The following is a 20,765-nucleotide window of genomic DNA, read 5'->3' as shown; positions in this document are numbered from 1 at the left end:
GCGCAAGTTGTGCGCAAACGTGTGCGAGTGATGCTAGCGGAACGATCGTCCTAGGAGAATGGTTCGTAGGATTATTCACGGACAAGTGTGGGACAGAAGTTGTAGCAAATGCGACGTCTGTCGCAATCCGGGCCGAAGGCGGGTGAGCACCTTCAGCCTTCAGCCGCTGTGTTTACGCAGTTACCGTAAGTGCGCGACGACTGGACATCACCAGCGCGAGCATCCCGATGGCCACCAGCAAGGCACCCACGACTTCCAGCATCAGCGGTTGCTGCGCCAGCCAGAACCAATGGAACAAGGTGATGAACAACGTGCTGAGGTAGACGTAGGAAATGACCGTGGACGGTGCAATCACCCCGATCGCCCGGTGCAGCAACCAGAAGGTTGCCAGGGTCGCGAACAGCGCCAGGTAGACCAGCCAGAACAGGTCGTGGGCGGACAACAGGGCGCCGGATCGCCAGCCGCCATTGGCCAGGCTGAACGCGAACAGGAACAGCGAGCCGAAGAGCATGTTCCAGAACGTCATCACCACGGGCCCACGACCCTTGAGACTGTGGGCCTTGAAGCGCTGACTCAACGGTGAATAGAGGGCCATCGCCAGGCAGCCAATCCCGAACACCGACACCGCGTAGAGCGAAGGGACTTCGCCGGGGCCTGTGCCCTTGAGGATCAGCAGCAGCGCACCGGCCGCCGCAATCAGCATCGGCAGCAGACGGCTTTTCGACCGGTTGCCAGGTATCAGGAAGGCCTCGAAGCACAGCGTCATCAACGGCACCAGGGTAAACAGGGTTCCGGTGTTGACCGCCGAGGTGTAGCGCAGCGCTTCAAATAACGAGCCGAAATACACGGCCAGCAACAGCCCGAGCCAGGCATGACTGACAAGGCCTTTGGCGGTGATCGCGGTGCCGCCGTTGAGCAGCAGCATCGGCAGAAATGCCAAAGCCGAAAACAGCAGCCGCAGGCCGGTCAGCAGGATCGGGTCGATGGATTGGCTGACCTCGGCAGCGGCGAAAAACGAGGCGGCAACCAACGCAGCCCAAAGCAACATGCCCGCGTTGGCGGAGGCGAAACTGATCTGTTTCATTGGTGTGCCCCTGATCAATCAATGTGTTTGGCGTAATGCCGTGGGTCAAAGCGCAACACCATCAGAACCATCAACAGCATCACTGCCGTCAGTGACCACCAGGCCCATTCGAAACTGCCCAGTTGATCGCGAATCATCCCGGCGATCAGTGGCGACAAGCCGGCGATCAAATAGCCGATTCCTTGCACGAATGCCGTGAGCCCACCGGCGCGCTGCGGATTGTCCAGGTGATCCAGCGAGACAATCAGGCTCATGGGAAACAAGCCGCCAATACCCAGGCCCAGCAAACACGGCCAGAGCAGGCTCAGGTGTTGCGGGCTGAGGATCAGCCCGCAGAAGCCGGCCATGATCAATCCCAGCAACACCATCAGAACCAGTCGTTTATCGCGGCTGCGGTTGGCGATAGCCGGCGTCAGCAAGCCAGAGATCACCTCCATGGCCGTCAAAAAGCCTAGCAGCAGGCCGGCGTTCTGCTCGCTCCAGCCTTTCTCGACGTAGTACGGGGCCAGCCAGGCCAGCACGCAGGTGTAGGCCGCGGTGCCCAAGCCGAAGAAAATCGCCAGCAGCCAGGCGCGCGAATTGCTGAAAAACGCTTCTTTGCGTTGCACGGCGGCAGGCGTCGCCGGGACGGCGTGACGTTGGCCATACCAGAGCAGCAAGGCGAGCAGTGCCAACAGCGCCCAGATCGCCAAGCCCACACGCCAGCTGCCGGTACGCGTCATCACCAAGGGCGCGAACGATGCCGCGATGGCCGCGCCGCCCATGATCGAGGTGACGTAAAGCCCCATGAACAACGAGACGTTGTCGCTGAAGCGGGATTTGATCAGCGCCGGCATCAAGGCCTGGATCAGCGCAATGCCGATGCCGGCGAGGACTGCGCTGAGGATCAGTTCGGCGGCCGAATCGAGGAACAGTCGGGAGACAGTGGCCAAGCCAATGATCAGCAGCGACAGCACCACTGTTCGATGTTCTCCCAGGCGCCGGCTGACGCTCATGCCGAAGAACATCGCCAAGCCCATGGCCATCACCGGCAACATGGTCAGCAGCGACGCCAGGCTGAAACTCAACGCAATATCGCCGCGAATGGCCGACAACAGCGGACCGACGGCGGCCATCGACGGACGCAGGTTCAGGGCGACGAGGATCACGGCGATCATCAGCCAGACAGCGGGGCGGGAGGTGGCGCGAACGTTTTCCATAACCATACCTTGAAGGACAAGGTATGGATTAGGCGGTGCGCGGCGGGCGTCGGCAAATCAGAAAGTCATGTGCAGTATTTAAAAATTAAATACTGCTCGGCTTACCGGAAAAAGTCGCAAGGGAAGGCGCACGGATACTGTTTCCAGCCATAGCGTCGCGGACCAGCTTATGATGCCATCCATAATCCATGTCTATAGTTGAGCCGGCATGCTGTTACGCCATATCCGTTACTTGCTCGCCGTCGCCGAGCATCGCAACTTCACTCGGGCGGCCGAGGCATTGCATGTCTCGCAGCCAACGCTGTCGCAGCAGATCAAGCAACTCGAGGATGTCCTCGGTGCGCCATTGTTCGATCGTTCCGGGCGCACGGTGCGTTTGACCGATGCCGGCGAGGCGTATGTGCGTTATGCGCGGTTGGCCTTGCAAGACCTGGAGGCGGCCAAACGGGCGATGCACGACGTGCAGGACCTGACACGCGGCTCGTTGCGGCTGGCCATGACGCCGACTTTCACCGCCTACCTGATCGGCCCGTTGCTGGCGCGTTTCAACAGCCTGTACCCGGGCCTCACCCTGAGCGTCGAGGAGATGACCCAGGACCAGATCGAGGCCGCGCTGGCCGAAGACCGACTGGACCTCGGCATCGCATTCACCGGCAGTCACCTGGCGGACATCGACAGCCAGACGCTGTTTGCCGAAACCTTGAGCCTGGTCGTCAGTGAGGCGCATCCGGGGTTTGTCCGGCAACAAGCACTCGACGCGCAGACGCTGGGCCAGCAGTCGCTGGTGTTGCTCAGCGGCGACTTTGCAACCCGTCAGCACATTGACCTGTATTGCCGACAGCAAGGCATCGCGCCACGCATCGTCATCGAAGCCAACTCCATCAGCGCGATTGTCGAGATTGTTCGTCGCGGGCACCTAGCGACCATTCTCCCCGAAGCCATTACCCATGCGTTGCCGGGGTTGCGCCCGCTGGCGCTGCAACCAGCGTTGCCACAACGCACGGTGGCCTTGCTCAGTCGCAAGGGCGCTTATCGCAGCGCGGCGAGTGAGGCATTCCGGGTGCTGGTCAGTGTTCAGTGACTGGGGGCGGTCGCCAACCACTGGGCGAGCACCGCATCATAGGCGCCCGTGGCTTTGCTCAGGTGTAGCCACTGATCCACATAGGCTTTCCAGGCCACGTCATCGCGAGGCAGCAAGTAGGCTTTCTCGCTGTACTGCAAGTACTGCTCGGGGTTGACCGCGCACAAACCGGGTTTGAGCTTCTGCTGGTAGCGTGCTTCGGAAGCGTCGGTGATCATCACGTCGGCCTTGTTTTCCAGCAATTGCTCGAAAATCGTCACGTTGTCCGGGAACAGGGTCAGCGTGGCGTTGGGCAGGTGAGTGCGGGCAAACACTTCGTTGGTACCGCCTGCCGGCTCGATCAGCCGCACGGACGACTGGTTGAGCTGTTCGACGGTTTGATAGCGTTGTTTATCTTCGCAACGCACCAGCGGGATTTTTCCGTCGACGCCCAGCGTGTCGCTGAAAGCCGCCTTTTTCTGCCGCTCCAGTGAAACCGAAATGCCGCCCATACCGATATCGCAACGGTCAGCCAGAAAGTCCGTCATCAGGTTCTTCCAGGTGGTGGGGACCCATTGCACATCAACGTTCAGACTTTTCGCCAGGGATTGGGCCATGGCGATATCGATCCCTTCGTATCCGCCCTCTGCGCGCAGGTAGGTGTAAGGCTTGTAATCGCCGGTGGTACAGACCTTCAGATGACCTCGTTCAATCACCTGGTCCAGGTGCGAAGGTGCATTCTGGGCAATTGCCTGGACGCTGAACGTGAGCAAGGAGCAGAGCAGTAAACGAGCTTTCATCGGGTCGTCCTTGAGTGTTGCCAGAGGAGGAGGGGAGGTCGACGTCAGTATTTGTTGGCCGGGTGCGCTGGTGCAAGGGTGAAACCAGCGTGCGGCGCAGCAAAAGCTGCAGGCTAGCCCCGGCATCGTCATTAAACCTTTTTTTCACGCGCAACTTGATAACCTGTCGCCAGTAAGTCGTTTCCTTTATCAAGAGTCGCCAGTTATGTCTGCGCAACCCCCTTCCTCAGTCGAGCACGAATGTGCTCGACGCTACGATCAGGAGCACGCTCGAGTCTGCCTCCAGCGGCATCCCCGTGGGCTGGTGCAGCGGTTTTTGCAGTGGCGTGGCAAGCGACTGGTGCGGCGCGCACTCAAGGTGGCCGGCGAACCGGGGCTGATTCTCGATGTGGCCTGCGGGGCAGGGGGCAACTGGCCGGTGCTGGCCGAGCATACCAACCGGGTGATTCTTGCCACCGACCCGTCCCAGGAAATGCTCGACCATGCCCAGACTCATCATCCGGCCGAGCTGCTCAAACGGGTCAAAACCTTTCAGAGCTCGGCATTCACCATCGGTTTGCCGGAAAATTCCGTGGATTGCATTTTTTGCATGCCGTTGTTTCAGCACATCGAAAACAGTGAAGATCGCCTGGCGATGCTGCGTGAGTTTCACCGGGTCAGTCGCGACGCGCTGATCGTGTCGGTACAGCGAGACGGGTATTTCAAGCTGCGTGCGCGGTTCGGCGAGGATGCACAAGCGCACCAACTGGCGACCAAGGCCGAACTTGAGGCAGAGTTTCGGCAAGCGGGCTTCAAGACGCTCAAGTACCTGGACACCCTGCCTGGCAGCGACCTGCCGCGAGTCTACGTGCTGCATAAAGCCGACTAGTTGTCCTATTCTTCTCGAGCCGCGGGAGTTTCGCTCAAGCGCTTGCTCAGTCAGTGCGCGGAAATCGCCGGGGCCGATATATACTGCGCGCCATTCTTCAAGGGAGAGCCGTGTGGCCATCGATATTCACTGGATTCGCGACAACGATAGCCTCGGTCAGTTTTGCGCCCAATGGCAGCAGTTGCCGTTCGTCGCCCTCGACACCGAATTCATGCGGGTCGACACCTTTTATCCGATCGCCGGCCTGTTGCAGATTGGCGATGGCGAGCGGGCTTTCCTGATTGATCCGTTGACGATCGACAACTGGCAACCGCTGGCCCAATTGCTGGAAAACCCGGCAGTGGTCAAAGTGCTGCACGCCTGCAGCGAAGACCTCGAAGTCCTGTTGCGCTTGACCGGCAGCCTGCCGGCGCCATTGTTCGACACGCAACTGGCGGCTGCCTACCTGAATCTGGGTTTCTCCATGGGCTACTCGCGTCTGGTGTCGGAGGTGCTCGGCATCGACCTGCCCAAAGGTGAGACCCGTTCTGACTGGCTGCAACGTCCGCTCTCGGAAACCCAGATCAGCTACGCCGCCGAAGATGCCGTGCATCTGGCGGAGGTTTTCGTGCATCTGCGGCCGAAGCTGTCGGACGAAAAGTACGCCTGGGTCCTGGAAGATGGCGCCGAACTGGTGGCCAACCTGCGCCGCGAAGTCGACCCTTACGAGGTGTATCGCGAAGCCAAGCTGGCCTGGAAACTTTCCCGCGCGCAACTCGCCGTGCTGCGTGAACTCTGCGCCTGGCGCGAGCACGAGGCCCGTGCCCGCGATCTGCCGCGCAACCGCATCGTGCGCGAGCATTCGTTGTGGCCGCTGGCACGCACCCAGCCGGACAATCTCGGGGCATTGGCGAAAATCGAAGACATGCACCCGCGCACCGTGCGTCAGGACGGTGAGTTCCTGCTGGGCTTGATCAAGCAGGCCGGCAGTGTCCCGCCGGACCAGTGGCCGCCAGCGGTGCCGGAGCCCTTGCCGGTGGAAGCCGCGGCACTGGTCAAGCGGCTGCGGGCGCTCGGTCAGGCCGAAGCTGAACGCTTGAACATTGCCCCGGAACTGATGCTGCGCAAGAAAACCCTCGAAGCCTTGCTCAAGAGCGGCTTCCCCGAGGGCCCTTACCAATTGCCTGATTCGCTGCGTGGCTGGCGCCGCGAATTGATGGGCCAGGCCCTGCTCGACTGCCTGGCCACCGCCGGAGAACAGCCTTGAAACGTATTTGCTCGATCTACCGAAGCCTGAAAAAAAACGAGATGTACCTCTATGTGCTCAAAAGCGATGCACTGGAGCGCGTCCCGGAAAACCTGCTGCTGGCGTTCGGTAAACCGCATCACGCCTTCGACCTGGTGTTGACCCCCGAGCGCAAGCTCTCGCGCGAAGACATCACGGTGGTCCTGGAAAACCTCGACAAGCAGGGCTATCACCTGCAAATGCCGCCGGCTGAAGACGAGTACATCGAACACTTGCCGGAAGAGCTGCTACGACGTAATGATCCGGTTTGACGGATATCTGTAGAGGCTCTGTCCAGAGCCTCTGGAAACAATGGAATTGATAATTTTGGCTAGGGCCGCGAGCGAGGGAGAAACACTCCTTCGGCGGCCTTGTGCACTGTTTTTGAAGGTTTGAACCATGCGCGTTCTGATTGCCGAACACGACCACGCTGTATATGCCCAACTGTTGCGTCAGGCCGCGCCTGAACTGCAGGTACTGACCAGCGGCGACTCCGCTGAACTGGCCAGCATGGCCGCCGACTGCCCGGTATGGCTCGGCCAGCCGGACCTGTTGGCGACGCTGTTGCGTCAAGGTCATGAGCCTCAGTGGCTGCAATCGACCTGGGCCGGTATTACACCGTTGCTCGCCGACGGCTTGCCACGCCACTATCGGCTGACCCGTGCGGTCGGGATTTTCGGTCAGATGATGGCTGAATATGTGCTGACCTACATGCTTGGCCATGAGCGCGAAGTGCTGGCGCGACTGGTCAGCCAGGTCGAGCGCAAGTGGGACAACCGTCTGGGCCAGAGCCTGGCGGGGCGCAAGGTGCTGATCGTCGGTACCGGCGATATCGGTCAGAGCGTGGCGCAGTTCTTGGTGCCTTTTGGCGTCAAGCTGTACGGGATCGCCAGTTCGCCGCGCGAGCAGGCGCCGTTCATTGAGGTCGCGGGGCTGGAGGATCTGGGGCGCCTGGTCGGTGAAGTCGATTACGTGGTCAACCTGCTGCCGAATACGCCGAACACTCACGATCTGTACAACGCCGCGTTGTTCAAGCAGTTCAAGTCGACCGGTTTGTTCATCAACGTCGGGCGTGGCGTGGCGGTGGTCGATGCGGACCTGGTAGAGGCCTTGAAGGAAGGGCATCTGGCAGGGGCGGTGATCGACGTCTGCCGTCAGGAACCGTTGCCGCAGCGCCATCCATTCTGGACCGCCTGGGGCTTGCTGCTGACCGGCCACAGCTCGGCACCTACCTCACCGCCAATGATGGTGCAGTTGTTTGTCGAGAATCTGCGGGCGTTTCAGGCGGGCGAAGCGTTGCGCGGCGAAGTGGATTTCACACGGGGGTACTAGTCGTATCGAGTTTCAATGTGGCGAGGGGGCTTGCCCCCGTTGGGGTGCGAAGCAGCCCCATAACCGGCAATCGCGTTTTGTCAGACAGAACGCATTCTCGGGTTTACGACCGCTTCGCGGTCGAACGGGGGCAAGCCCCCTCGCCACAGGTGTGATTTCAGCCTCAGAGGGTGAAGTCGCCTTCAGCCGCCAGCTCGCTCAGCGGGCGACGCGGGCTTGGGACTTCCCGGGCCTGCAGGTAATCGGCGAGCGTCGCCTTGTCACCCAGCTTGCCAATCGCGACTGCCGCGTGCAGCGCGTAGCCTTCAGGAATATTCAGCTCCTTGCGGGTCAGCTCCTGATCGAAACCGGCCATGCCGTGGGTGTGCCAGCCGCTGATAGAGGCTTGCAGGGCCAAATGGCCCCAGGCGGAGCCGGTGTCGAAGGTGTGCCACAGGGCGGCGGTTTCTTCGGTGGCGCCTGGCGCGGTGAAGGTGGTTTTCGAGATCACGATCACCAGGGCCGAGGCGTGTTGCGCCCAGCTGCGGTTGAACTCGTTCAGCAGACCCAGGTAACGCTCCCAGTTCGGCGTATCGCGGCGCGCGTAGAGAAAACGCCATGGCTGCGAGTTGTAGGCCGACGGTGCCCAGCGAGCCGCTTCGAAAAAGCTCAGCAGGGTCTCTTCAGGGATACTTTCACCGGTGAAGGCGCGCGGCGACCAGCGATCAGTGAACTGTGGGTGAATGGCATATTCGGCAACGCGGGGATTAGCGCTCATGGACGAGTTTCCTGACTACATTTATGAAGGAAAAGTTGAGTAAAAACCGACGCGCGCAGTGGAGCTGGGCAGTGAGGTTTTTCAGACCCGGGGCAATTGCCCTGAATGCAACGCGGTAGAGCGTTTATGGCACCTTGGCATGGGTCGTTGCGACTGGCAAAGCTACTTCGTGGCGGCATAACTGACAAGTTCTGTTCTACCGGCAGTCGCCAGCACTTGGCCCGCAGGGGCGGGGGCACTAGACTGGCGGCCTTTTCACCACCTGATGTTGATGCTTGAGCCATGGCCGCCAAAGTCGAACCTTTCTGGATACGCAAAACCCTCGAACAACTCGATCAAGAGGAGTGGGAGTCGTTGTGCGACGGGTGTGGCCTGTGCTGCCTGCAAAAGCTTGAGGACGAAGAAGACAACAGCGTCTACTACACGCGCATCGCCTGCAAACTGCTGGACCTGAAAACCTGCCAGTGCACCGACTATGCGAACCGTCGCGACTCGGTACCGGACTGTATCCAGCTCACGCCGGGCAAGGCCGATCAGTTCAAGTGGCTGCCGCCGACCTGCGGTTACCGTTTGGTCAGCGAGGGCAAGGACTTGCCGCTTTGGCATCACCTGGTTTGCGGCGATCGGGATGCCGTGCACCACGAGCGCATTTCCCAGTCCGGGCGTATGCTCGCCGAAGGCAGCGTGGCTGAGGATGATTGGGAAGATCATCTGATTTTTCGGGCGGGTTAAGCACCTGTCGTAGTACGAGCAAGTCACGAAGGAGTGTGTATGGCTGTTGGGTTGAAGCTGCCGATGGTTTTGTCGTTGCTGGTGCTGAGTTCACCGGTATGGGCGGCAAAAAAAGTCGATCTCGATTACCACGTACGATTATTGCCGCAAAGCGATCAGGCTGAAGTGCGCTTGACCCTGGCACGTGGCTCGGCGGTGCACAGCCTGGATTTTGATCTGGGCGATGGCAGCCAGTACAGCGACTTCAAGGCCGATGGTCAGTGGCAACTCATGCCGGGCAACGCAGCGCGTGGCGTCTGGCATCCGGGCGCTGACAAGGCCAGCCTGACCTACCGGGTACGCATCAGTCACACCTTCAAGAATTCCAGTTTCGATACCCGCATGACGCCGAATTGGGCGTTGATGCGTGGCGACGACCTGGTCCCGGCGGCGCGCCTGGATCAGCAGGACGGTGTCGAGCTGGTATCGCGTCTCGAGTTCGAATTGCCGGAAGGCTGGAAAAGCGTCGAGACTTCCTGGCCGCGGGTCGGCAAGAACCGCTTTCGCATCGACAACGTTGCTCGACGGCTCGACCGGCCTACGGGCTGGATGCTCGCCGGCAACCTGGGCAGTCGTCGCACACGCCTGGGCGAAACCGAAGTCACGGTCGCCTCGCCGCAAGGGCAGGGCATGCACCGGATGGACGTGTTGACGCTGCTGACCTTCGTCTGGCCGCAAGTGCAGGCGCTGTATCCGCGTCATCCCGGCAAGCTGCTGATTGTGGGGGCCGCGGACCCGATGTGGCGCGGCAGCCTGGCCGGGCACGAATCGATTTATCTGCACAGTCATTTGCCGTTGGTCAGCGAAAGCGGCAGCAGCCCGTTGCTCCGTGAGTTGGCCCAGGTATTGGGGCGAATCAAGGACAGTGATCGCAGTGACTGGATCAATGAAGGCTTTGCCGAGTACTACTCGATTGAACTGCTGCGCCGTGCCGGCGGCATGAGCGATGATCGTTATCAGGTGCTGGAAGATAAAATGACCAAGGCCAGCCATCATGTCAGCACCCTGCGCGGCGATCAGCTCAGCACGGCACAGCTCGCCAAAGCGGTGTTGCTGTTGCAGGAACTGGACCGCGAAATTCGCCTGAAAACCCGTAACAAGCGTTCGTTGGACGACATGTTGCGCGGCGCCATGGACCTCGGGCGGGTGAGTACCAAAGAGTTTGTGGTGTTGGCCGAGAGCATTATCGGTGAGCCGTCGAAAGTGCTGGACACCGAGTTGCTCAGATAACTTGAGTCAAGCGCAATTGTGGCGAGGGAGCTTGCTCCCGCTGGAGCGCGAAGCGGTCCTGAATGCGGTAAACGCGGTTTACAGATAAACCGTGTAAGTCGAATTTACGACTGCTTCGCCCGAGCGCGGACCGGCCGGCGGGAGCAAGCTCCCTCGCCACAGGGTTTTGCAGTGTTTCTCAAACCCCGGCCTTGGGCGATTTCAGCGAATCATTACCCGTCACCGTCGCGGTACGGGTTGCCGCATCGGCATCGGCATCGGCTTTACGGGTTTTGAGCTCTGCGCCGGCCCGTTCGATTTTCGAACGGGCGTTGTTCAGGTCCTGACGACTTTTTTCGAAGAAACTTTTTGCCGAACTGTGACCGGTGATACCGCGGGCCAGGGCTACACCGCCGAGCGCCACCTCGATCAACCCGAACACGCCACCACGGCGCAGGCCTTTGCCGACCATCACTACACCGCCGGCCGTGCTCACGATGCGTTCCCAGCCCTGGACGTTTTGCGTTGGCTGCGTCTGGAACGGCGTGGGTTCTACGCGTTTGATGTCGCTCATGATCTGTCTCCTCAGGGGCAATGGCTATACAGCTGACTGTGCAGTCGGCCGCCTTGCTCCATGCCGCGCTCAGCGTATCAGCGAAATTTTGGACCGGAACGGGTGTTATTGCCCTTGGCCATACGGTCGTAAAGCACCACGTTGACGGTGGCGGCCAGGTTCATGCAGCCGGTGGTCGGGATGTAGACCACGTCTTCGCACCACTCGCGAATCTCTTTATCGAGTGAACCGTCTTCCGGCCCGAAGATGTACAGCGCACGGTCCGGGTGGGTGTACTCGGGCAACGAACGGGCGCCATCGACCAGCTCGACCGCCACCGGGACGCAGCCCAGCGGGAGGATTTTCTTCAGGTCGTCGATGCCGATCAGCGGAATGTCGTGGTGGATTTTCTTGGTGTCGGTGACAAAGTCACGGGCGCGTTCATAACGCTTGCCGGTGTAGAACACCGACGCCACGCCGTAACAGCCGGCGGCGCGCATCACCGAACCGACGTTCTCCGGTGATTTGGGGTTATACAAACCGATGCAGCTGTACCGTTTGTTTGCCACGAGCGGGGTGCCCTTCGAGAAAAACCGCGATTATACGGGGATTGGGTGGGAACGGTCAGTTTCGAGATTGGCGGTGCGTGGGCAATGGCTCTCGCGAGTTTGCTCGCGATAGGGCCGGTGCATACAGCGTCAATCTCGACTGTCGGTCAGCTGCCGTTGCTCCAACCGCCACCCAACGCCACGACCAATCCAACGCTCGCCTGCAACTGCCGGGTCTGCAGATCCTGCAAACGTCGTTGTGCCTGCAGGGCAGAGGTTTGTGCGGTCACTACGTCCAGATAGTTCACGGCTCCGGCTTCATAGCTGTTCATGGCCAACGTCTGAGTCGTTTGCGCGGCATGTACGGCTGCCTGCTCATCCTCCGCCTCACGCTGCAGGTCACGCATTTGCGCGAGGTTGTCTTCGACTTCGCGTACCGCTCGCAACACCTGACTGCGGTAATGGGCGGCCGCTTCTTCAAATTCGGCCTTGGCCTGACGCTCGTTGGCATCCAGGCGACCGCCGTCGAAAATCGGCAGATTGACCAACGGCCCAAGCGCCCAATAGCGGTTGCTGGCAGCCAGCAGATTGCCGCTGCCGGCGGTTTGCCCTCCGAGCAGCCCCGTCAGGCTGAAGTCCGGGTACCAGGCCGCTCGGGCGACACCAATGCTGGCGTTGGCGGCAAAGACTCTTCGCTCGGCTGCTGCGACATCCGGGCGCCGTTGCAACAAGGTGCTCGGAAGCGCGCCGGGTATCGATGGCAGATTCAAGGCCTGGCTGTTTGCGTCCAGATGGAAATCACTGGCCGGTTGGCCAACCAGCTCACCGATCGCATGTTCGGTCAGATTGCGTTGCGCGCGGACATCGTCCAGCTGCGCCTTGGCCTCGGCCAGTTGGCTCTGGGCTCGGGTCAGATCGAGTTCCGAGGCGATTTCTCCCTGATAGCGGTCACGGGTCAGTTGCAATGCCTGGCCGTAATCGTCGAGAGAACTGGCGAGGATCTTGTTCTGGGCATCGAGGCCATTGAGCTGGACATACAGCGTTGCCAGTTGACGTTGCAGGCTCAAACGAGCGGCGGCGAGGTCGTCGGCAGAGGCTTGGGCCTGGGCATCGCCTGCGGCCACCTGGTTGCGAATCCGCCCCCACAGGTCGAGATCGAAGCTCAGTGCAAAGCCTGCGGTATCGCTGTTGTACACCGACGGTTGGCTGGCCCCGCGTAATGGTCGGTTGTCCGACTGGCGCTGGCGCAGCGGCTGCGCGCTGGCGGTGACCTGTGGGAACAGCCCGGCATGCAGTTGGCCGGCATAAGCCTGCGCCGCATCAAAGTGCGCGAGGGCTGCCGCCAGGTCCGGGTTGGCCTTGAGCAGCTGCTGTTGCAGGTTGTCCAGACGCGGGTCCTGGTACAACTGCCACCATTGCGAAGACAGCTGTTCGGCGGGTTTGGCCATGTGCCAGGGACCGTCGCTGGTCTGTTCGCGGTATTGCGCGGGCAAGTCGATCGGCGGCGCCTTATAGGTCGGCGCCAGTGAACAGCCCTGCAGGGCCAGCGCCATGGCCAGCACTGCGGCGAGAGGCTTAAGCCTTGGGCGCATGAGAACCCCCAGCGTCGGCCAGTTGTACGGAATCGCCTTCACGCAACGCATCCGGCGGGTTGTCGACGACGCGGTCGGCAGGCTTCAAGCCCTGGTCGATGACCAGGCGCTCGCCCAGGTCCAGGCCGATATGAATCTCGCGCAGGTGCACATGGTTGTCCGGGTCGAGCACTGCCACTTGAGTGCCTTGGGCGCGGAAGATCAGCGAGCTGGCGGGAATGCTCACGCCATGGGTGTCGGCCGGAATCTGCAGAGTGGCTTCGGCATAATCGCCGGGCAGCAACGCCCCGTCCGGATTGTCGGCGACAAACTGTGCAAGCAAGGTCCCGGAGCGGCGGTCGACGGCGGTGGAGTCACCGATCAGCCTGGCGCTGAAGTGCTGGCCGGGGTGTTCCGGCACAATCAATTCGGCTTGCATGCCGGGACGGATCACGCTGGCGTAGTTCTGCGGCACCGGCACATACAGGCGCAGTTGATGAGTGTCAGCGATGTCGAACAGCTCCGGATCGCTGTCGCTGTCAGCCTTGATCAACTGGCCGATGTCGGTGTTGCGGGCGGTGATGGTCCCGGCGAACGGAGCGCGAATGGTTTTGTAGTCTTCCAGCGCCGAGAGCCGGGCGTAATCGGCGGCGGCTGCCTGGGCGTTGGCCTTGGCCGCTGCGGCGTTGGAGCGTTTTTCGTCGGCTTCCTGACGCGACACCGAATGCGTCGCCAGCAGGTTTTGCCAGCGGGTCGCGGTGGTTTCGGCGAGGCGTGCGTTGGCCTGCTCCTGGATCAGCCGCGCGTGGGTCTGCGCGACCTGCTGATCGAGGTCCGGGCTGTCGATCTCTCCGAGGATCTGCCCGGCTTTGACCGGAGTGCCAATGTCGGTTTTCCAGTCCTTGAGGTAGCCGCTGACCCGGGCATGAATCGGTGCCTTGCTCCAGGCTTCCAGATGCGCCGGCAGACGCAGGCTGTCGCCATGCACGTTCTGTTGCGGCTGGAACACGCTGACCAAGGGCATGGCCGCAGTTTCGGTCCAGGCGGCAACGGCTTTTTCATGGCGGGTGCGGGCAGCCAGGCCGTTGGCGACCAGCAGCGCGGCCAGAGTCAGGCCTCCGATACCCGCCAGCATCAGGCGTTTGCGCGAAGGTTTTTGATCAGGCGACATGAGAGCTTTCTCCAGCAAAGTTTTCTTCAGCAATAGCGCGAGATTGACGTCCGTGGACCAGGCTGAACACCACCGGAACGAACAGTAGAGTGGCAGTGGTCGCGAGGATCAGGCCGCCGATGACGGCGCGGCCCAGTGGCGCGTTCTGTTCTTCGGACAGGGCCAGCGGCAGCATGCCGATGATCATCGCCAGGGCCGTCATGCACACCGGGCGAAAGCGCGTGTAGCCGCCTTCCAGCGCCGCCTTGAGGGCATCGCCGTGTTCCGCCAGGCGTTCGCGACAGAAGCTGACGACCAGAATCGAGTTAGCGGTAGCCACCCCCATGCAAAGGATTGCCCCGGTCAGTGCCGGCACCGATAACGAGGTGCCACTGAGAAAGAGCATCCAGACAATCCCGGCGAGCGCCGCGGGCAGGGCGGTGATGATCACGAACGGATCGACCCAGGACTGAAAGTTGACCACGATCAGCAGATAAATCAGCACCACCGCACCCAGCAAGCCGAAGCTCAGCCCACTGAAGGCTTCATGCAGCGCGTCGATCTGCCCGTGCAGGCTGATCACCGAACCCTTGGGTCGCAAGGAGGCGGTGTCATCCAAAACTTTCTGGATGTCCTTGGCCACACCACCGAGGTCACGGCCCTGCACGTTGGCGTACAGATCCAGGGTCGGCATGACGTTGTAGTGGCTGACGACCGCCTCGCTCTGCACCCGGGAAATGCTCGCCAGGCCGCCGAGGATCTGCGAGCGACCGTCACTGCCGGTGACCGGCAAGGCTTCCAGCGATGGCAGGCTGTCCAGGCGATATTGCGGGGTGGCCGCGACCACTCCATACGACACGCCGTTGGCCGGGTTTAGCCAGAAGGTCGGCGCAACCTGGGAGCTGCCGGCCAGCGAGGCGACCATGCTGTTGGTCACGTCACGTTCGGTGATGCCCAGGCCATTGGCCCGCAGTCGGTCGACCTTGACTTGCAGTGACGGATAACCGGTGGACTGCTGGATTCGCAGGTCGGCAATACCGGCCACATGTTGCAGGCGTCGCTCCAGTTCCACCGCATAGGCCCGGTTGGCATCGCTATTGGGGCCGGAGATTTTCACGTCCAGCGGCGCCGGTGCGCCGAAGTTGAGGATCTGGCTGCTGATGTCCGCCGGCAGAAAAGCGAAATGGCTGCCGGGGAAGCTTTCGGGCAAGGCCTCGCGCAGCCGCTTCACGTAGTCGGCGGTGGGGCTGTGTTCCGTTTTGAGGGTCACTTGAATGTCACCGTCCTGGGGACCGATGGTGCCGCTGTTGCTGTAGGCCATGTCGATGCCGCTCAGCGGGATACCGATATTGTCGACGATCGTGTCCAGTTGCTCGGCCGGAATGATCTCGCGAATGCGTGCTTCGATCCGGTCGAAGGCCGCAGCGCTTTCCTCGATCCGCGTGCCCAGCGGCAAGCGCACATGCAAGGACAGCGCACCGGCGTCGGTGGCCGGGAAAAAGTCCTGGCCCAGGCTCGGTAGCAGCGCAAAGGAAGCCAGGACACAGGCCAGAAACCCCAGCAGGAATCGCTTGCGGTATTCCAGAGCCAGTTCCAGCAGTCCGTAGTAGGTGTCCCGCAGGTTGGAAAATCGCTGTTCGAACCCCTGCTGGAAATTCAGCAGCGCTTGCAGCAACGGATGCCGAGGCGTGTGGTGATGTTCGCCCTCATGATGATTGATGAATTCATCTTCCGGGTGATGCCCCGGACCTTGCTCGGGCACGTGGGGTTTGAGCAGGAACATCGCCAGGGTCGGCACCAGCGTCCGCGAGAGGATGAACGAACTGGCCATGGCGAAGATCACCGCCAGGGCCATCGGCCGGAACAGGTATCCGGCGATGCCCTGCAACAGGAACATCGGCACGAACACGATGCAGATACACAGCAGCGACACGAAGGCCGGACCGACAATCTGTTTCGCACCGTCGAGGATCGCGGTCTTCACCGCCTTGCCTTGTTCCAGATGCCAGTTGATGTTCTCGATGGTCACCGTGGCATCGTCCACCAGAATCCCCACCGCCAACGCCAGCCCTCCAAGGGTCATGACGTTCAGGGTCTGGCCACTGGCGGCCAGCAGGGCGATGGCCGACAGTACCGCCAGCGGAATCGAGGCAGCGATGATCAGGGTCGAACGCCAACTGCCGAGAAACAGCAGAATCATCGCGCTGGTCAGCAAGGCGGCGATGATGCCTTCCCGGGCTACGCTGCCCACCGACTGTTTGACGAACACCGAAGCGTCGCCCAGCAACGAGGTCTTGAGCGATGGCGGCAGGGTTTCATTGATGCGCGGCAGCATCTGGCGAATGCCGTCGATGATCGACAGGGTGGAGATGTTGCCGTTCTTCAAGGCTGGCATCAGCACGGCGCGTCGGCCGTCGACTCGCACGATATTGGTCTGTGGCGGTGAGCCGTCACGCACGTGGGCCACCTGGCCGATGGTGATCAGCGCGCCGTCGACCGTCTTGATCGGCAGGTCGTTGAGTTCGTCGATGGCTTGCGGGCTGTTGTTCAGCAGCACTGTGTATTCGTTGGGGCCGAGCTTGGCGGTGCCCACCGGGATGATCTGGTTTTGAGCCGCCAACGCGTTACCCACGTCCTGGGCCGAGAGCCCCTTGGCGGCCAACGCCTGAGGGTCGAGGTCGAGGGTGATCTGGCGCTGTTTGCCGCCCATCGGGGTGGGGATCGCCAAGCCCGGGACCGAAGTCAGTGGCAGGCGGATACTGTTCTGCACCAGGTCACGAATTTTCGCTTCCGACAGGGTCGGACTGGAGAACGCCATCTGCAGGATTGGCACCGTGGAGGCGCTGTAGTTCAGGACCAGCGGCGGGGTAATCCCCGGGGGCATCTGTTTCAGGACTGTCTGTGACACCGCCGTAACCTGGGCATTGGCGGTACGAATATCGACGCCTGGCTGGAAGAAAATCTTGACGATGCCCATGCCCGGCAGCGATTGCGACTCGATATGTTCGATGTCGTTGACCGTGGTGCTCAGGGAGCGCTCATAGGTATAGATCACCCGTCCGGCCATATCCTGCGGGGCCAGTCCGTTGTATTGCCAGACCACTGCAATCACCGGAATGCCGATGTCAGGGAAGACATCGGTCGGTGTGCGCAGCGCCGCCATGGGCCCGATGATGCAGATGAAAATTGCCAGCACGATAAACGTGTAGGGCTTTAGCAGTGCAGTCTTTACCAGCCCGAGCATGCCGTAAACCTCCGAGGAGTTGAGTTGCAATCCTCGGCAGTCTTGCGGTTGCAAACTAACAATTTGCCTTCATCGGGATGAAGAAATTTTTACCGATTTCCTGAAAATCCTTTCACCTGGATTCATTTGTCTGCACCTGCCTGTCTCGTCACTCTGATGCTCAAGCCGATGGGCTGCTTTCAACCCTGACGACGACATCGGCTGTCATTTGCGAGGTTTTTTTCAATGACATTCAAACCCCTGTTACTGATTCCAGGTCTTGGCCTGGCCTGCCTGTTGTCTGCCTGTGCGGGGCCGGTCCCCAAGTCCGATCCGAGCGATGCCTGGATTGCTCTGCAACAACCCTCGAGCAGCAGTTTGCTGGCGGATCGGGTTGATGGCCGGCGAGTCGACGATGGTCGCTATTTCGAGGTCAAGCCTGGCGCTCATCGTCTGCAGATGACGCTGCTGACCGGGGCAGATGGCAACTCGGTTGAGCCCACTTGCATGGGGCATCTTCAATACAGCGGCTTTCAGGCAGGTGAGCATTACCAGATAAATACGTCGAGCGAGGGGCAGTCCGCCAGCGCCCGCCTGGTCGATTCCCACGGCAAGCAAGTCGCGCAAAGCGACCGCTTCAAGTGTTTGTAGGCCGGCTTTTCAACGATTGCTGATTGACCTTCAGGCATGCCGGGGTCTGTGTTTTTTACATGAGAGAGAGTCATTCGATGACACTTAAACAACTGCTGCTGATTCCTGGCCTGAGCGTGGCCTGTCTGTTGTCCGCCTGTGCCGGTCCGATGCCAAAACCTGATCCGGGCATGGCCTGGATCGGGCTTCGGGATGAGGCGCCCAATGACATGCTGGCAGAACGGGTGGATGGCAAACGTATCGATGACGGACGCTTTTTCGAAGTGACCCCCGGTGCTCATGATCTGGCCGTGACGCTGTTCGAGATCCCGAGTGGTGACTCGAACCAGCAGGACTGCCAAGGCGAGGTCCGTTACAACCAATTCAAGGCGGGCGAACACTACACACTGGTGGAGTCGAGCCTGGGGCAGGAAGTCAGTGCACGTCTGGAGGACTCCCACGGCCAGCAAGTCGCGCAGACTGGCGACTTTAGATGCATGCCGGGGTAAACCCTTCCAGGGGGCCGTCGTGCGCTACTGCAACTGGCAAGGTCGGCGCACTAAGACTTTGCCCGAACCGGATCTAACCGGAACGACAATCCAGAATCAGCCGCGCGCCTCCATGCTCACGGGTTCCGACCTCCAGTCTGAACCCGTGCAGATCGATGATCGCTGCAACAATCGATAGCCCCAGTCCGAAGCCGTTCTGCTGGTGAGTGCTGTCGCAGCGATAGAACCGCTGGAATACCGCCTCTCGTTCAGCGGGAGGAATTCCCGGGCCGGAGTCCAACACTTCGATCCGTGTGCTGCCATCATGACTGACGGCCTTGAGGATGACCTCACCGCCGTGCGGTGTGAACTTGATCGCATTGCTCAGCAGGTTGGCCAGCGCTTCGAACAGCAATGCCCGGTCGCCGTCCAGGGACGGCAGCGATTGTGGTAGCTGCAACAGCAGGGTGAGTTGGCGCTCCTCGGCAAGCGGCGAATAGAAGTCATGAACCTCCTTCAACAACGTCATTGGATCGAACTGGATGAACGCGGAGCGACGCTGATGATCTTCCAGTTCAGAGATGCGCAGCAGGCCGCGAAAGCGCGCCATCAACGTATCGGCTTCGGCAATGACCTTGTTCATTTGCAAGGCCTGCGGCGAACCTTCACTGGCCTGTTGTTGAATACGGTAGAGCTGTGTCCGTATATGGGTGAGGGGTGTGCGCAAGTCATGCGCAATGTTGTCGCATGTACCTTTGACTTCATTCAGCAACCGCTCGATGCGTTCCAGCATGGCATTGGCGATAGCCGCGAGCATATCCAGTTCGTCGCGTCGATCCGACAGCGGCAGGCGCTGGGTCAGTTTGCCGGCGACAATGGATTGCGCACTGGCCTGAATCGCTCGAATCCGCAGCAGTGGGCGGCGGCGCAACAGTTGCCAGGCCGCGATACCGGGAATGATGGTCAAGGAAATACCCCAGAGCAGCGCATGCCAAATGATCAGGGTGACGGCGAGTAATGAACCGTTATCCCGAACCAGTACCAGCCAGCGGTCATTCTGGATGTGGGTTGCGATGGCATAACAACTGGACTGCGGCAGCGCCGGATCGTCGGAATCTACGCAACTGTTCAATTCGTGAATATGACCGTCCAGCGGCAGTTGTGCAGGGATTTTCCGGATCGCTCCGTTCAGCGGTTTTTTTTGCCTGTCGAATACCCCAAAGGCATCCACGTTCGGCATATCGAACTGCATGCTGGTGGTCAGCGCTTCGATCAGTTGATCGCCTTGAAAACGCGAGAGCAGGTGTTGGCGCTGCATCAACGAGTGTTTGGCCAGACGGTTCATGTAGCCGGAAACTTCGTAATAGAGTCCGCCCATCAGGACACCGCTCCAGATCACGAACAACGTACTGTAGAGCGCCAGCAAGCGACTGGTCGAAGAGCTCCAGCCTTTAGAGGGGGTCAGCAATGACATAGCCCGAGCCTCGCATCGTCCGGATCAAGGGAGTCAGGCCGGGAGGATCGATCTTCTTGCGCAGGCGCCCGATATGCACGTCGATCAGGTTGGTTCCCGGGTCGAAGTGATAACCCCATACTTCTTCGAAAATCATCATCCGCGAGAGAACTTGTCCCGGATTGCGCATCATGAATTCGAGCAGTTTGTACTCGGTAGGCAACAGACTCAGCGGCTGACCGGCACGATTGGCTTCGTGGCTGATCAGATTGAGTTCCAGGTCGGCGACTTTGAGGGTGGTTTCGAACTTTCCGACCGGGCTTTTACGCCGTAGCAGCACTTCGACACGCGCTGCCATCTCATCGGTGGCGAACGGCTTGGACAGGTAATCGTCGCCACCTGCGCGCAAGCCGCGTACGCGTTCGTCAATATCGGAGAGGGCACTGATCATCAGAATCGGTGTCACCACGCCGATGGCACGCAGCGTGGTGACAATGGCCAGGCCATCAAGCTCGGGGAGCATGCGGTCGAGCGTGATCAGGTCGTAATTGCCACTGACGGCACTCACCAGGCCTTCACGGCCATTGTCCACCCAATCCACTTCAAATCCGTGGCTTTGCAACTCGGTTGCAATTTCCCTGGCCGTCACGGCATCGTCTTCTATCGTCAAAATACGGGACATTTCGGTTACCTAATGAAAAGATCATTACCGGGTGTCCAATTTTGCCAATAAAAGTTGCCAGACTTTCTGATGAAAGTTTCATGTTGAATACAAGCAGCTTGCGGTAGGTACCGAATTTGAAAA

20 protein-coding genes are annotated in these 20,765 nt (G+C 60.5%); 9 read left to right on the top strand and 11 right to left on the bottom strand.

Annotated elements, in window-relative coordinates; genetic code table 11:
- Positions 1-172: 172 nt before the first annotated feature.
- Positions 173-1,084 carry a DMT family transporter gene (locus tag AC1RJ3_RS03660; RefSeq protein WP_347929243.1) on the bottom strand — a complete coding sequence of 304 codons (912 nt, stop codon included), beginning with the start codon at positions 1,082-1,084 and terminating at the stop codon, positions 173-175.
- 14 nt (positions 1,085-1,098) lie between these two features.
- The gene (locus AC1RJ3_RS03655) at positions 1,099-2,283 is read right to left on the bottom strand and encodes a cyanate transporter (protein WP_347929244.1); all 1,185 of its coding nucleotides are present in this window, start codon (positions 2,281-2,283) and stop codon (positions 1,099-1,101) included.
- A 208-nt stretch (positions 2,284-2,491) separates the two neighbouring features.
- Here AC1RJ3_RS03655 and cynR point away from each other — a divergent pair, with 208 nt between their 5' ends.
- On the top strand, positions 2,492-3,364 hold the full coding sequence (cynR, locus tag AC1RJ3_RS03650; protein WP_347929245.1) for a transcriptional regulator CynR: 873 nt from the start codon (positions 2,492-2,494) through the stop codon (positions 3,362-3,364).
- On the opposite strand, the gene AC1RJ3_RS03645 is transcribed toward cynR, so the two are convergent.
- Positions 3,358-4,143, bottom strand: a complete 786-nt coding sequence (locus AC1RJ3_RS03645) for a transporter substrate-binding domain-containing protein (protein ID WP_347929246.1) — start codon at positions 4,141-4,143, stop codon at positions 3,358-3,360. The two genes, cynR and AC1RJ3_RS03645, sit on opposite strands and share 7 nt — an antisense overlap.
- A 205-nt stretch (positions 4,144-4,348) precedes the next feature.
- Between AC1RJ3_RS03645 and AC1RJ3_RS03640 the strand changes: the two genes are divergently transcribed.
- The 4 genes from AC1RJ3_RS03640 to AC1RJ3_RS03625 all read left to right on the top strand — a co-directional run bounded on the left by AC1RJ3_RS03640 (position 4,349) and on the right by AC1RJ3_RS03625 (position 7,607).
- The gene (locus tag AC1RJ3_RS03640) at positions 4,349-5,011 is read left to right on the top strand and encodes a class I SAM-dependent methyltransferase (protein WP_054596146.1); all 663 of its coding nucleotides are present in this window, start codon (positions 4,349-4,351) and stop codon (positions 5,009-5,011) included.
- Between the two features lie 112 nt (positions 5,012-5,123).
- Positions 5,124-6,257 carry a ribonuclease D gene (gene rnd, locus AC1RJ3_RS03635; protein ID WP_054596147.1) on the top strand — a complete coding sequence of 378 codons (1,134 nt, stop codon included), beginning with the start codon at positions 5,124-5,126 and terminating at the stop codon, positions 6,255-6,257.
- Positions 6,254-6,547, top strand: a complete 294-nt coding sequence (locus tag AC1RJ3_RS03630; protein ID WP_019692499.1) for a YcgL domain-containing protein — start codon at positions 6,254-6,256, stop codon at positions 6,545-6,547. The genes rnd and AC1RJ3_RS03630 overlap by 4 nt, the downstream gene beginning before the upstream one ends.
- Positions 6,548-6,674: 127 nt before the next feature.
- Positions 6,675-7,607 (top strand): D-2-hydroxyacid dehydrogenase, encoded by a 933-nt coding sequence (locus AC1RJ3_RS03625; RefSeq protein WP_103316216.1) that lies wholly within the window; start codon positions 6,675-6,677, stop codon positions 7,605-7,607.
- A gap of 163 nt (positions 7,608-7,770) precedes the next feature.
- Here AC1RJ3_RS03625 and AC1RJ3_RS03620 read toward each other — a convergent pair whose 3' ends face one another.
- Positions 7,771-8,364: a nitroreductase family protein gene (locus AC1RJ3_RS03620; protein WP_019692497.1), complete on the bottom strand. Its 594-nt coding sequence runs from the start codon at positions 8,362-8,364 to the stop codon at positions 7,771-7,773.
- 282 nt (positions 8,365-8,646) lie between these two features.
- Between AC1RJ3_RS03620 and AC1RJ3_RS03615 the strand changes: the two genes are divergently transcribed.
- Together AC1RJ3_RS03615 and AC1RJ3_RS03610 are read left to right on the top strand one after the other, a co-directional pair.
- Positions 8,647-9,096, top strand: a complete 450-nt coding sequence (locus tag AC1RJ3_RS03615; RefSeq protein WP_054596149.1) for a YcgN family cysteine cluster protein — start codon at positions 8,647-8,649, stop codon at positions 9,094-9,096.
- 39 nt (positions 9,097-9,135) lie between these two features.
- A complete protein-coding gene (locus AC1RJ3_RS03610; protein WP_493077510.1) occupies positions 9,136-10,365 on the top strand; it encodes a hypothetical protein in 1,230 nt (409 codons plus the stop codon).
- 178 nt (positions 10,366-10,543) lie between these two features.
- Here the strand turns inward: AC1RJ3_RS03610 and AC1RJ3_RS03605 are convergent, their stop codons facing one another.
- The 5 genes from AC1RJ3_RS03605 to AC1RJ3_RS03585 all read right to left on the bottom strand — a co-directional run bounded on the left by AC1RJ3_RS03605 (position 10,544) and on the right by AC1RJ3_RS03585 (position 17,410).
- Positions 10,544-10,918, bottom strand: coding sequence for a YgaP family membrane protein (locus AC1RJ3_RS03605; protein WP_347929248.1), 375 nt, complete (start codon positions 10,916-10,918; stop codon positions 10,544-10,546).
- A gap of 77 nt (positions 10,919-10,995) precedes the next feature.
- The gene (locus AC1RJ3_RS03600) at positions 10,996-11,466 is read right to left on the bottom strand and encodes an RNA methyltransferase (RefSeq protein ID WP_019692493.1); all 471 of its coding nucleotides are present in this window, start codon (positions 11,464-11,466) and stop codon (positions 10,996-10,998) included.
- 146 nt (positions 11,467-11,612) lie between these two features.
- The gene (locus AC1RJ3_RS03595) at positions 11,613-13,037 is read right to left on the bottom strand and encodes an efflux transporter outer membrane subunit (RefSeq protein WP_347930004.1); all 1,425 of its coding nucleotides are present in this window, start codon (positions 13,035-13,037) and stop codon (positions 11,613-11,615) included.
- The gene (locus AC1RJ3_RS03590; RefSeq protein ID WP_493077508.1) at positions 13,021-14,187 is read right to left on the bottom strand and encodes an efflux RND transporter periplasmic adaptor subunit; all 1,167 of its coding nucleotides are present in this window, start codon (positions 14,185-14,187) and stop codon (positions 13,021-13,023) included. The genes AC1RJ3_RS03595 and AC1RJ3_RS03590 overlap by 17 nt, the downstream gene beginning before the upstream one ends.
- Positions 14,177-17,410 (bottom strand): efflux RND transporter permease subunit, encoded by a 3,234-nt coding sequence (locus AC1RJ3_RS03585; protein WP_347929250.1) that lies wholly within the window; start codon positions 17,408-17,410, stop codon positions 14,177-14,179. Before AC1RJ3_RS03585 ends, AC1RJ3_RS03590 begins: the two co-directional genes overlap by 11 nt.
- A 225-nt stretch (positions 17,411-17,635) precedes the next feature.
- Here AC1RJ3_RS03585 and AC1RJ3_RS03580 point away from each other — a divergent pair, with 225 nt between their 5' ends.
- Together AC1RJ3_RS03580 and AC1RJ3_RS03575 are read left to right on the top strand one after the other, a co-directional pair.
- Positions 17,636-18,040: a PA0061/PA0062 family lipoprotein gene (locus AC1RJ3_RS03580; RefSeq protein ID WP_103316221.1), complete on the top strand. Its 405-nt coding sequence runs from the start codon at positions 17,636-17,638 to the stop codon at positions 18,038-18,040.
- A gap of 77 nt (positions 18,041-18,117) precedes the next feature.
- Positions 18,118-18,528, top strand: coding sequence for a PA0061/PA0062 family lipoprotein (locus AC1RJ3_RS03575; protein WP_054596156.1), 411 nt, complete (start codon positions 18,118-18,120; stop codon positions 18,526-18,528).
- A gap of 73 nt (positions 18,529-18,601) precedes the next feature.
- On the opposite strand, the gene AC1RJ3_RS03570 is transcribed toward AC1RJ3_RS03575, so the two are convergent.
- Together AC1RJ3_RS03570 and AC1RJ3_RS03565 are read right to left on the bottom strand one after the other, a co-directional pair.
- Positions 18,602-19,981, bottom strand: coding sequence for a sensor histidine kinase (locus AC1RJ3_RS03570; protein WP_493077505.1), 1,380 nt, complete (start codon positions 19,979-19,981; stop codon positions 18,602-18,604).
- Complete coding sequence (locus tag AC1RJ3_RS03565) at positions 19,959-20,642, bottom strand: response regulator transcription factor (RefSeq protein ID WP_103316223.1); 684 nt, start codon at positions 20,640-20,642, stop codon at positions 19,959-19,961. Before AC1RJ3_RS03565 ends, AC1RJ3_RS03570 begins: the two co-directional genes overlap by 23 nt.
- Between the last annotated feature and the right edge of the window lie 123 nt (positions 20,643-20,765).

This window comes from Pseudomonas sp. GW822-FHT04C11, from assembly GCF_058800905.1.
Note: the sequence above shows the minus strand (reverse complement) of the source record. Positions and strands in the feature narration are given on the sequence as shown.